Source organism: Arthrobacter sp. 9AX (genome assembly GCF_902506095.1).
Taxonomy (GTDB): domain Bacteria; phylum Actinomycetota; class Actinomycetes; order Actinomycetales; family Micrococcaceae; genus Arthrobacter.
In genome coordinates, this window is sequence record NZ_LR733293.1 from 1,000,884 (window position 1) to 1,012,819 (window position 11,936).

Consider the following 11,936-nt stretch of genomic DNA (forward strand, 5'->3'; position numbering starts at 1 on the left):
CGAAAATTACTGATTGATCTTTTGTGGTCAAGTTTTTAAGAGCACACGGTGGATGCCTTGGCATTAGGAGCCGAAGAAGGACGTAGGAATCTGCGATAAGCCTGGGGGAGTCGATAACCGGACTGTGATCCCAGGGTGTCCGAATGGGGAAACCCCGCCAGACGCGCGAGTGATCTGGTGACCCGCATCTGAACACATAGGGTGCGTGGAGGGAACGCGGGGAAGTGAAACATCTCAGTACCCGCAGGAAGAGAAAACAATAGTGATTCCGTTAGTAGTGGCGAGCGAACGCGGATCAGGCTAAACCGTTCCATGTGTGATAGCCGGCGGGCGTTGCATGGTCGGGGTTGTGGGACTTTCCATACCAGTTCTGCCGGGCTGGTGAGGTGTGATGTGCAGGCATAGGTGAACGGTCTTGAAAGGCCGGCCAGAGAGGGTGTGAGCCCCGTAACTGTAATGTTGTGTACCGCCTGGAGAGTATCCCAAGTAGCACGGGGCCCGAGAAATCCCGTGTGAATCTGTCAGGACCACCTGATAAGCCTAAATACTCCCTAATGACCGATAGCGGACCAGTACCGTGAGGGAAAGGTGAAAAGTACCCCGGGAGGGGAGTGAAACAGTACCTGAAACCGTGTGCTTACAATCCGTCGGAGCAGCCTTGTAGTTGTGACGGCGTGCCTTTTGAAGAATGAGCCTGCGAGTTAGTGTTACGTCGCGAGGTTAACCCGTGTGGGGAAGCCGTAGCGAAAGCGAGTCTGAATAGGGCGTTGCAGTGGCGTGATCTAGACCCGAAGCGAAGTGATCTACCCATGGCCAGGTTGAAGCGACGGTAAGACGTCGTGGAGGACCGAACCCACTTCAGTTGAAAATGGAGGGGATGAGCTGTGGGTAGGGGTGAAAGGCCAATCAAACTTCGTGATAGCTGGTTCTCCCCGAAATGCATTTAGGTGCAGCGTTGCGTGTTTCTTACCGGAGGTAGAGCTACTGGATGGCTAATGGGCCCTACAAGGTTACTGACGTCAGCCAAACTCCGAATGCCGGTAAGTGAGAGCGCAGCAGTGAGACTGTGGGGGATAAGCTTCATAGTCGAGAGGGAAACAGCCCAGACCACCAACTAAGGCCCCTAAGCGTGTGCTAAGTGGGAAAGGATGTGGAGTTGCTCAGACAACCAGGAGGTTGGCTTAGAAGCAGCCATCCTTAAAAGAGTGCGTAATAGCTCACTGGTCAAGTGATTCCGCGCCGACAATGTAGCGGGGCTCAAGTACACCGCCGAAGTTGTGGCATTCAAATATTAGCTAAGCCCTTGTGGTTCAGGCGTTTGGATGGGTAGGGGAGCGTCGTGTGGGCAGTGAAGTCGCGGTGTAAACCAGCGGTGGAGCCTACACGAGTGAGAATGCAGGCATGAGTAGCGAAAGACGGGTGAGAAACCCGTCCGCCGAATGATCAAGGGTTCCAGGGTCAAGCTAATCTGCCCTGGGTAAGTCGGGACCTAAGGCGAGGCCGACAGGCGTAGTCGATGGACAACGGGTTGATATTCCCGTACCGGCGAAAAACCGTCCATGTTGAACAGGGGATACTAACTGCCCGAGACCTGCCCGATCACCCTTGTGGTGTGAGGGTTTTGGTGGAGCGCAGGACCTGATCCTGGGAGGCAAGCGTATTAACAGGTGTGACGCAGGAAGGTAGCCGAGCCGGGCGATGGTTGTCCCGGTCTAAGGATGTAGGGCGAACGGTAGGCAAATCCGCTGTTCATGATGCCTGAGATCTGATGGGACCCCCGTTTGGGGGGATTTGGTGATCCTATGCTGCCGAGAAAAGCATCGACGCGAGGTTTTAGCCGCCCGTACCCCAAACCGACACAGGTGATCAGGTAGAGAATACTAAGGCGATCGAGAGAATTATGGTTAAGGAACTCGGCAAAATGCCCCCGTAACTTCGGGAGAAGGGGGGCCCCAACCTTGATGGACACTTGCTGTCCGGAGGGGATCGGGGCCGCAGAGACCAGGGGGAAGCGACTGTTTACTAAAAACACAGGTCCGTGCGAAGTCGCAAGACGATGTATACGGACTGACTCCTGCCCGGTGCTGGAAGGTTAAGAGGACCGGTTAGCCTCACGGCGAAGCTGAGAATTTAAGCCCCAGTAAACGGCGGTGGTAACTATAACCATCCTAAGGTAGCGAAATTCCTTGTCGGGTAAGTTCCGACCTGCACGAATGGAGTAACGACTTCCCCGCTGTCTCAACCATAAACTCGGCGAAATTGCAGTACGAGTAAAGATGCTCGTTACGCGCAGCAGGACGGAAAGACCCCGAGACCTTTACTATAGTTTGGTATTGGTGTTCGGAGTGGCTTGTGTAGGATAGGTGGGAGACGTTGAAGCCCGGACGCCAGTTCGGGTGGAGTCATCGTTGAAATACCACTCTGGTCACTTTGGACATCTAACTTCGGCCCGTAATCCGGGTCAGGGACAGTGCCTGATGGGTAGTTTAACTGGGGCGGTTGCCTCCTAAAAAGTAACGGAGGCGCCCAAAGGTTCCCTCAGCCTGGTTGGCAATCAGGTGTCGAGTGTAAGTGCACAAGGGAGCTTGACTGTGAGAGAGACATCTCGAGCAGGGACGAAAGTCGGGACTAGTGATCCGGCGGTACATTGTGGAATGGCCGTCGCTCAACGGATAAAAGGTACCTCGGGGATAACAGGCTGATCTTGCCCAAGAGTCCATATCGACGGCATGGTTTGGCACCTCGATGTCGGCTCGTCGCATCCTGGGGCTGGAGTAGGTCCCAAGGGTTGGGCTGTTCGCCCATTAAAGCGGTACGCGAGCTGGGTTTAGAACGTCGTGAGACAGTTCGGTCCCTATCCGCTGCGCGCGCAGGAAATTTGAGAAGGGCTGTCCTTAGTACGAGAGGACCGGGACGGACGAACCTCTGGTGTGTCAGTTGTACTGCCAAGTGCACCGCTGATTAGCTACGTTCGGATGGGATAACCGCTGAAAGCATCTAAGCGGGAAGCTCGCTTCAAGATGAGATTTCCATACACCTTGTGTGTGAGAGGCCCCCAGCCAGACCACTGGGTTGATAGGCCGGATGTGGAAGCGAGGACTAACGACTCGTGAAGCTGACCGGTACTAATAGGCCGATAACTTACACCACACACCACCCCGGGCAAACGGGTTCAAAAGCGTTTGCCAACACCGGCGGTGGTAAAAAGAGAACAAGACTGCTTGCGTCCACTATGTGGTTCCCAAACAACAAACCAAACCGGTTCGTTGCAGGGAACAAAACACTAAATTGAATAACAACACCACAATGTTGTAACCACCAGATTTCCCCACCCCCCACCACGGGGGGTCGCGGGTAAAAGGGTTACGGCGGTCATAGCGTGGGGGAAACGCCCGGTCCCATTCCGAACCCGGAAGCTAAGACCCACAGCGCCGATGGTACTGCACCCGGGAGGGTGTGGGAGAGTAGGTCACCGCCGGACAACCATTAGGTCGAGGCCCCAACCACCAGGTTGGGGCCTCCCACATTTAACAACCACACCACNGCGTGGGGGAAACGCCCGGTCCCATTCCGAACCCGGAAGCTAAGACCCACAGCGCCGATGGTACTGCACCCGGGAGGGTGTGGGAGAGTAGGTCACCGCCGGACAACCATTAGGTCGAGGCCCCAACCACCAGGTTGGGGCCTCCCACATTTAACAACCACACCACCCCGGGCTCCTCAACGCACCAACAGAGCCCGCGCCGCCGGGGATACGGCCTCAACTGTGCGCGCCTCCGGTGTGAAGGGGAGGCCTGCCGGCTGTCCGCCTAGACTTACCGTCATGGCCTCACGTTCCCGCGAACCCCGCATCCAACGAGCAACGATATTGGATGTCGCGGCCGCCGCGGGTGTCTCGCGCCAGACCGTGACCCGCGCAATGAACGACATGCCAGGAATCAGCAGTGCCACCCGTGAACGGGTCCAGCAGCTGGCAGCGGAGCTCGGGTACACCCCCAGCCGCTTCGCGAAGGGCCTGGTGCAGGGTGCCCGAATCTCGCTGGGGCTGGCCATCCCGGATCTCACCAACCCGTACTTCCCCGCTTTCGCATCCAGCGTGGTGGAAGAAGCCACCCAGCGCGGCTGGAACGTGGTGGTTGATGACTTTGGCCACGGCAGCGGAAGCGGCCTGGACGCCGTGACCCGCCTGGCGCCGCAGGTGGACGCCCTCGTCGGATATTTGGGGGAGCGCTCCAGCGATGCCCAGACCATGATGGGCCGGCGCCCTGTGGTGGTGCTGGATTACCCGGCGGGTCGGGCTGCCGGCGGCATCTGCTTCGACTACTCCTACGGGGCGGGGCTGGCGCTCGAGCGTTTTCAGGCGGAAGGCCGTCGGCGGATTGCCTACCTTGATTCGGACCAGGAGGGCCCTGCCACCACGCGGGGCGTTGCTGTTGCCGCCGCGGCCGCGGGGGCCGGCATGGAGATCATCGTCCGCCGGAGCGCTGATTCCGCTCCCGCTGCCAGGGACGAAGTCCGGGGCATACTTGCAGAACACGGCGGGATCGATGGGCTTCTGGTGTTCAACGACCTGATGGCGGCCGGGGCCCTTAAAGGCCTGCACGACGCAGGGAGGGCCGTCCCGGAAGACTGCGGGGTGATAGGGATGGACGGCATACCCCTGGGCGAGCTCGTGACACCCGAGCTGACCACGCTGGCACTCGACTTGCGGGCGGTAGGCCGTTCGGCCGTCGACCTCGTGGACAACCTTCTCAGCGGTGCCATCCACCCAGGGAGCGCCGAAGCTAACTTGGTCCTCAAACACCAGCTCGTCCTCCGGCAATCAGCCTGAGCCCTACTCAAAATTGCTCACTACAGGTAGGCTGAAGCAAGCAACGTGAACGTTCACGTACCCCGGCGCGCAGCCGCGCGCTGCCCCCGGACAAACCCATGAAGCAAGGAAGCCCATGTCAGTTCAATCCCCTTCTGCTCCTGCCGGCAACACCCCTGCAAAGACCGCCGGGCACACCCGCAACCTGGAGATCGGTGTTGAAGCCATCGCGGATCTGGCGTCCTTCCAGCCCGGCAGGGGAACGCTGCCGGCACGTGCCTGCCTGCACAGTGATGCGCCGCGGCTGTCGCTGAACGGGGAGTGGCAGTTCCGGCTCAGCCCCGGGATCCGGGTGGCGCCCGAAGACGGCTGGCAGCGTGGTGAGGACCTGAACGGCTTTGGCAGCCTGCCCGTGCCGTCCAGTTGGCCCATGCATGGCCATGGCGCGCCCGCATACACCAACGTCCAGTTCCCCTTCGCCGTGGAGCCGCCGCACGTTCCGGAAGCTAACCCCATCGGCGACTTTGTAGTGGTCTTCGAAGCCGGGCCTGAATTCCTTCCCCATGCGCTGCTGCGGTTCGACGGCATCGAGTCTGCCGGAACGGTGTGGCTCAACGGTGCTGAACTAGGCGCCACGCGCGGCAGCCGGCTGGCCCACGAATTCGATGTCAGCGGAATCCTGAAGCAGGGAAAGAACACCCTGGCCGTACGGGTGGCGCAGTTCTCAGCCGCCAGTTACGTGGAAGACCAGGACATGTGGTGGCTGGCCGGCATTTTCCGTGACGTCACGCTGCAGGCCCGGCCGGCCGACGGCATTGACGATGTTTTTGTCCACGCCGGCTACGATCACCACACCGGCGAAGGCACCCTCAACGTGGAGGCGAGCCGGGGCGGACAGGCGATTGACGCCGTCGTCCGCGTTCCGGAGCTGGGCCTGGAAGTGGCCGCCCGCACGGAGGTCCGCATCCCCGCCGTCGAACCCTGGTCCGCCGAGGTGCCCCGGCTCTACCAGGCAACTGTCAGCGCCGCCGGCGAGACCCTGACGCTGCAGGTGGGCTTCCGCAGCATTGCCATCCAGGACGCACAGTTCAAAATCAACGGGCGGCGGATCCTGCTGCGCGGCGTCAACCGCCACGAGCACCACCCGCGCCTTGGCCGGGTGGTTCCCCGGGACGTGGTGGAGGCCGAGCTGCGGCTGATGAAGCAGCACAACATCAATGCCATCCGGACGTCCCACTACCCGCCGCATCCTGATTTCCTGGCCCTCGCGGACCAGCTCGGCTTCTACGTTGTGCTCGAGTGCGACCTCGAAACGCATGGCTTTGAGAGCGCGGGCTGGGCCCAGAACCCCAGCGATGATCCGCAATGGGAGGAGGCCCTGGTTGACCGGATGCGCCGCACGGTGGAGCGGGACAAGAACCATCCGGCGGTCATCATGTGGTCGTTGGGCAATGAAGCCGGCACGGGCAGGAACCTCGCAGCGATGTCACGCTGGGCCAAGGACCGTGACCCGTCCCGCCCCATCCACTACGAGGGGGACTGGTCCTCGGAACACGTTGATGTCTACTCCCGGATGTACGCCAGCCAGGCGGAAACGGCCCTGATCGGGCAGGGGATTGAGGCGCCGCTGGACGATGCCGCGCTGGATGCGCGACGCCGGGCCATGCCCTTTGTGCTCTGCGAATATGTTCACGCCATGGGCAATGGACCCGGGGGCATGACGGAGTACCAGGATCTGTTCGAGAAGTATCCGCGGCTCATGGGTGGGTTCGTGTGGGAATGGCTCGAGCACGGCATTACCATCACGTCCCCGGACGGAAGCCAGCATTACGGGTACGGCGGCGATTTCGGTGAGGAAGTTCACGACGGCAACTTCGTCACCGATGGCCTGGTGGACGCCGACCGCAACAGCAGGCCGGGACTGCTGGACTTCAAAAAGGTCATTGAGCCCCTGCGCATCACCGTGGCCGACGACTGGTCCGGCTTTACCGTCCGCAACGGCCAGGACTTCGCGGATACTTCCGCGTTCAGCTTCCGGTACGCAGTAGAGGTCGACGGCGGCACGAACGACGGCGGGACTGTGGACGTGGCGCCGGTGGCACCTCAGGAGGAGTCAGTTGTGCCGCTTCCGGCCTTGTTTTCGGAGCTGCCTGACGGCAAGCGTGCGGTCCTCACTGTGAGTGCGGTCCTCGCCGCTGAAACGGCGTGGGCTCCGGCCGGCCACGAAGTTGCATGGGGACAGGCTGTCCGGGCAGGCGCTTCCCCAGCCCTTCCGTCGGCGGTCGTGCCGGTCCGGGTCGAGGACAGTGCGCTTGGGCTGGGACCCGTACTATTCAGCCGGATCACCGGCATGCCCACCTCCATTGGCGGTGTCCCCGTGGAGAAGCTCGCCTTGACCTTGTGGTGGCCGCCCACGGACAACGACCTTGGCCGCGAATGGGGCGGCGCTGACGAGCGCCCGCTCGCCATCCAATGGAAGGATGCGAGGCTGGACCTGCTCCATGCCCGGCTGCTCGGTATCAGTGCGGAGGCCAGCCCGGAAGGCGGGGAGGCGCTGACGGTCCGTACGCGCGTGAGCGCAGCCGACAAGCAGTACGGGGTTTTTGTGGACTACACATGGAGTACCGACGGCGATGCTGTTGCACTTCGGACGCAGGTCCGGCCCGATGGTGCTTGGGTGAACCGCGGTTTTGAGGTCGAATGGGCACGCATCGGACTGGAACTTGTCCTGGCGGACCAGGCTTCGTCCGTGAGCTGGTTTGGCCAGGGCCCGCACCAGAGCTACCCGGACACAGGGCAAGGAACGCGGACAGGGTGGTTCTCACTGCCGGCGGCGGAGATGGACGTGGACTACGTCCGCCCGCAGGAGTCCGGGGCGCGGTCCGGCGTCCGCTCTGCCGCCCTGCAGCTTGAGGGCAGGGTCCTCGAGATCACTGGAGACCCCTTCGCCCTGACCGTCCGGCCGTACAGCCAGAAAGTGCTGGATGCGGCGGCCCATCGGCCGGACCTGAAGCCGGACGGACGGACCTACCTCTACTTCGACCACGCCCTCCGGGGAGTGGGGACCGCCGCCTGCGGTCCTGGTGTGCTGGAGCAGTACCGGGTCATGCCCCGGGAGGCCGACTTCACGCTGGTGCTCTCAGTCCGGTAGGCCTCTCTTGTTGCCCGCCGGCCGGCGTATGCTGCCTGGCATTGTGCGCCGGCTGCGGCGGATGTGAGGTAGTGCATAGTGGGTGTTTTGAAGGTGTGGTGGTCTTGGTGGTGGTGTTTGGCCGTGTGGATCCTTGTGGTGGCGGGGTTTTTGGGGGTGTGGGGNCAAACCGGTTCGTTGCAGGGAACAAAACACTAAATTGAATAACAACACCACAATGTTGTAACCACCAGATTTCCCCACCCCCCACCACGGGGGTCGCGGGTAAAAGGGTTACGGCGGTCATAGCGTGGGGGAAACGCCCGGTCCCATTCCGAACCCGGAAGCTAAGACCCACAGCGCCGATGGTACTGCACCCGGGAGGGTGTGGGAGAGTAGGTCACCGCCGGACATAAATTACACAGTAGGGCCCTGACAAACGACGTCAGGGCCCTGCTTGTTTAACCAACCCGCCAACGCCCGCTCACTAACGGCCGCCCATCGCAGGAAGGCGGCACTGGCGCGCGCGCCTGCGGGGGACGGGACGGCGCGGGTAGAGTTGGTCAGCATGAACAGCCTCTTCAGCCACGGTGCCGGGCCCTTTGAAAGTGATGGGCAAACAGCCGGCGGGCTCCTCGAACCGGTAGTCAACACCGTCACTGTGCCTGGCACTGTGGCGCACGCGTTCGCCGGGTTTACCGACCACACGCACCTGTGGTGGCCCTTGGAATCCTTCGGCGCCTACGGCGCCGGTTCCTATGTGGAGTTCGAGGAGAACCTCATCCTCGAATCAGCGGACGACGGCCGGACCAGCATCTGGGGAACCCTCGACAACTGGCAGCCACCTCTGTCCTTCCACGCCACGTGGCACCCGGGCTCCACCGCGCTGTGGTCCACCGAGCTCCTGGTGGTCTTCCGGCCCGTGGGAGACGACACGGAGGTCCGGGTGTTCCACGAAGGGTGGGAAGGTGCCGAGGACCCCGGTGCGGAGCGCCGGCGGTACGTGGAGGCCTGGCCGCACATTCTTGCCAGATATGCCCGCTTTATGGGCGCCCCGGCCGGGGACGCTGCAGACGGCAACGCTGCAGACGGCGACGCTTCGGGTACCGGAGGGGAGGACCGCTAACGATCAGCCGGGGGCACGGCTGTGCTTGTCCTGATCACGAACTCCGTCGGGAACTCCTGGTCAGCTGGCGGAACCGGCCCGGCGCCGGCGTCCTTTGAGCCAACCGTCAGCAGCTGCAGCGCAGTGGTGGCCGCCAGGACACCCTGCCCGTGCGGGTCCTGATCCACTGTAGTCAGGCCGAAGGTCTCGCTGAGTTCATGGCCGTCTATCCCCACCACTGAGAGATCCTGCGGAACGCGCAGCCCAAAGTCACGGGCCGCAAGGATGGTGCCCACTGCCATTTCATCGGACACCGCAAACACTGCAGTGGGCCGCTCCGAGGCGCTGCCCAACAACCGGCGGGCGGCTCCGTATGCGCCCTGAACGGTGAAATCGGCGGTCATCTGCCACTCCGGGCGGATCTCCAAACCGGCCGCAGCCATGGCCTTTCTATAACCAACCCGGCGGACACCGGGCAGCTTGAAGTCCAGGTCCAAAGCTGGATCTCCGGTGATATGCGCTATCCGCGTGTGGCCCAGCCGGATCAGATGGTCAGTGGCCATCCGGGCCAGCCGCTCGTCGTCGATCCTGATCGTGGAAGCCCCCCGCAGGGTGCCGCCGATGCCCACGATGGGCCGGTGGACGGCAAGGAGTTGCTGGATTTCGGCGTCAGTGAGCACCAGGGCGACAGCAATGACGGCGTCCAGCCGTTTCCGGAGCAGGAAATCGTTCAGTACGCTGCTGCGGCGCTGGGGCTGGTCACCCACGTTGTACAGCGTTAGGTCGTAGCCCGCATCCAGCAGGGTCTCAGACACGCCCTCCAGCACCGAGGAGAAATACCAGCGGTGGATGGTGGGAACCACCAGGCCGATGTTGTGGTTCCGCCCGGAAGCCAGGCTCGAGGCGTGGTAGGACGGCACGAATCCCAGTTCCTCCGCCGCCTCCAGCGCCAGTTTCCGGCTCTTGGCGGAGACATTGGATTTCCCGCTTAGGGCCCGTGACACGGTCGCAATGGATAACCCGGCCCTGTCAGCGACATCCTTGATGCCCGCCATGCTCACTCCGAGGGTGAAAGGCTGATCCAGGCGGTTTCGCCCGAATCGAGCAGGCCTTCCGGGCCGGAAAGGGTACTGCGGACGAGGACCTGCCCGGCAGGCATCTCCAGCGGCTCGTGGTTGAGGTTCATAAGCACCAGCGTAGTGCCGTTGACATACCCCAGGGATGAGCCCGTGCACCAGTCCTCTGCCCATGCCAGGGATCCACGGCCCAGGTCCAGCTCACGGCGAACCGACAGCATGGTCCGGTAAAGGGCAAGGTGCGACGCCGGCGAGGCGGCCTGCACGTCCCGCGCCAGTTCCCCGAACGAGGCAGGAAGGGGCAGCCAGGGGTCATCGCCGTGGCCGAAGCCGAGGTGCCGTTCGGCTGCACGCCACGGCAGCGGCACCCGGCAACCGTCCCTGCCCAGCCGTTCCCCGCCGGTACGGGCGAATGTTGGGTCCTGGCGGAGGCCCTCTGGAATATCGATGCCGTCAGGCAGGCCAAGCTCCTCGCCCTGGTAAAGATATGCCGCACCGGGCAGCCCGAGCATAAACAGGGATGCAGCCGCGGCCCGCTGCCGGCCCAGCGCGGTGTCCGGCTGGGGATCTGCCGGGCCGATGCCGTCGCCGTCCCTGGGACCATGCCCGTTGTAGCCGAAGCGGCTGGCATGCCGGACGACGTCGTGATTGGACAGCACCCAGGTGCTGGGGGCACCCACGCCGTCCAGGACCGTCAAAGAGTCGGTAATCACTGAGCGCAGCCGGTACACGTCCAGGCCTGCGTGCAGGTACGGGAAGTTGAAGGCCTGGTGCATCTCGTCCGGGCGCACCCAGTGCGCCAGCCGGTGGAGGTCCACGCTTGCTTCAGCGCAGAGGATCCGGTCGGGCCCGTATCCGTCCAGGATGCGGCGCCAAGTGCGGTAGATGTCGTGGATGGCCGGCTGGCCGAACATCGGCGCCTCGTGGCCGGGGAAGCCGTCTGAACTTCCGCCGTCGGCCCGTCCGCCCCAGGCGGGGAGTCCGGGCGCCTTGACCAGTGCGTGCGCCACGTCCACGCGGAAGCCGGAAACGCCCCGGTCCAGCCAGAACCGGAGGATCCGCTCGAACTCGGTGTGGACGGCGGGGTTGTCCCAGTTGAAGTCGGGCTGGGAGGAGTCGAAGAGGTGCAGGTACCACTGGTCCGGCTCGCCGTTGGGCCCGGTCACCCGGGTCCAGGCGGGTCCGCCGAAGTGGGACTGCCAGTTGTTGGGCGGCTCATGGCCTTCGGGGCCGGTGCCGTCGCGGAAGATGAACATGTCCCGCTCGGGGCTGCCTGCGGGTGCGGCGAGGGCAGCCTGGAACAGTGCGTGCTGGTCGGAGCAGTGGTTGGGGACGAGGTCGACGATGACGCGCAGTCCCAGCCGGTGGGATTCGGCCATCATCACGTCGAAGTCACCCAGGGTGCCGAAGATCGGGTCCACGTCGCAGTAGTCGCTGACGTCGTACCCGGCGTCGCGCTGCGGGGACCGGTAGAAGGGCGACAGCCAGACGGCGTCCACGCCGAGGTCCGCCAGATGGGGCAGTTCCTCAGTGATACCCGCGAGGTCTCCCACGCCGTCGCCGTTCAGGTCGCGGAACGAGCGGGGGTACACCTGGTAGATCACAGCGGACCGCCACCAGCCGGGGGAGCTGTCGGCAGGGTGGATCAGCGTCAGCGGACCGGCGGCGGGTGTCAGGGTTTCGACAGACATGGGTTCAAGCTTAGCCATGTTGCTCGCAGAAATGAAAACGCTTCCACCTCCCTCAGCACAGGTTCACACGGCAAAAAAGGCATAACTGCTGGTCAGGCTGGAAGCGTTTGCAAAAAGTGTTGTG

At 62.9% G+C, this 11,936-nt stretch carries 5 protein-coding genes and 4 rRNA genes; 7 read left to right on the top strand and 2 right to left on the bottom strand.

Going from position 1 to position 11,936, the window contains the following annotated elements; genetic code table 11:
• Positions 1 to 25: 25 nt before the first annotated feature.
• The 7 genes from BACI348_RS04670 (at position 26) to BACI348_RS04700 (ending at position 9,066) form a co-directional block, all read left to right on the top strand.
• Positions 26 to 3,150: ribosomal RNA gene (locus tag BACI348_RS04670) — 23S ribosomal RNA — on the top strand.
• 214 nt (positions 3,151 to 3,364) lie between these two features.
• A 5S ribosomal RNA gene (rrf, locus tag BACI348_RS04675) occupies positions 3,365 to 3,481 on the top strand.
• Between the two features lie 59 nt (positions 3,482 to 3,540).
• Positions 3,541 to 3,638 (top strand): 5S ribosomal RNA (rrf, locus tag BACI348_RS04680).
• Positions 3,639 to 3,823: 185 nt separating this feature from the next.
• Positions 3,824 to 4,831, top strand: a complete 1,008-nt coding sequence (locus BACI348_RS04685; RefSeq protein ID WP_159824170.1) for a LacI family DNA-binding transcriptional regulator — start codon at positions 3,824 to 3,826, stop codon at positions 4,829 to 4,831.
• A gap of 115 nt (positions 4,832 to 4,946) precedes the next feature.
• Positions 4,947 to 7,961 (top strand): glycoside hydrolase family 2 TIM barrel-domain containing protein, encoded by a 3,015-nt coding sequence (locus BACI348_RS04690; protein WP_159824171.1) that lies wholly within the window; start codon positions 4,947 to 4,949, stop codon positions 7,959 to 7,961.
• Between the two features lie 274 nt (positions 7,962 to 8,235).
• Positions 8,236 to 8,352, top strand: a 5S ribosomal RNA gene (rrf, locus tag BACI348_RS04695).
• Positions 8,353 to 8,508: 156 nt separating this feature from the next.
• Positions 8,509 to 9,066 carry an SRPBCC family protein gene (locus tag BACI348_RS04700; protein WP_159824172.1) on the top strand — a complete coding sequence of 186 codons (558 nt, stop codon included), beginning with the start codon at positions 8,509 to 8,511 and terminating at the stop codon, positions 9,064 to 9,066.
• On the opposite strand, the gene BACI348_RS04705 is transcribed toward BACI348_RS04700, so the two are convergent.
• Complete coding sequence (locus BACI348_RS04705) at positions 9,063 to 10,100, bottom strand: LacI family DNA-binding transcriptional regulator (RefSeq protein WP_159824173.1); 1,038 nt, start codon at positions 10,098 to 10,100, stop codon at positions 9,063 to 9,065. The two genes, BACI348_RS04700 and BACI348_RS04705, sit on opposite strands and share 4 nt — an antisense overlap.
• Before the next feature lie 2 nt (positions 10,101 to 10,102).
• Positions 10,103 to 11,812: a glycoside hydrolase family 13 protein gene (locus BACI348_RS04710; protein ID WP_159824174.1), complete on the bottom strand. Its 1,710-nt coding sequence runs from the start codon at positions 11,810 to 11,812 to the stop codon at positions 10,103 to 10,105.
• Positions 11,813 to 11,936: the final 124 nt, after the last annotated feature.

Bases quoted from the DNA above. Each gene is read 5' to 3' on its own strand.
- BACI348_RS04685 (WP_159824170.1), top strand. From the start codon at position 3,824: ATGGCCTCACGTTCCCGCGAACCCCGCATCCAACGAGCAACGATATTG.
- BACI348_RS04690 (WP_159824171.1), top strand. From the start codon at position 4,947: ATGTCAGTTCAATCCCCTTCTGCTCCTGCCGGCAACACCCCTGCAAAG.
- BACI348_RS04700 (WP_159824172.1), top strand. From the start codon at position 8,509: ATGAACAGCCTCTTCAGCCACGGTGCCGGGCCCTTTGAAAGTGATGGG.
- BACI348_RS04705 (WP_159824173.1), bottom strand. From the start codon at position 10,100: ATGGCGGGCATCAAGGATGTCGCTGACAGGGCCGGGTTATCCATTGCG.
- BACI348_RS04710 (WP_159824174.1), bottom strand. From the start codon at position 11,812: ATGTCTGTCGAAACCCTGACACCCGCCGCCGGTCCGCTGACGCTGATC.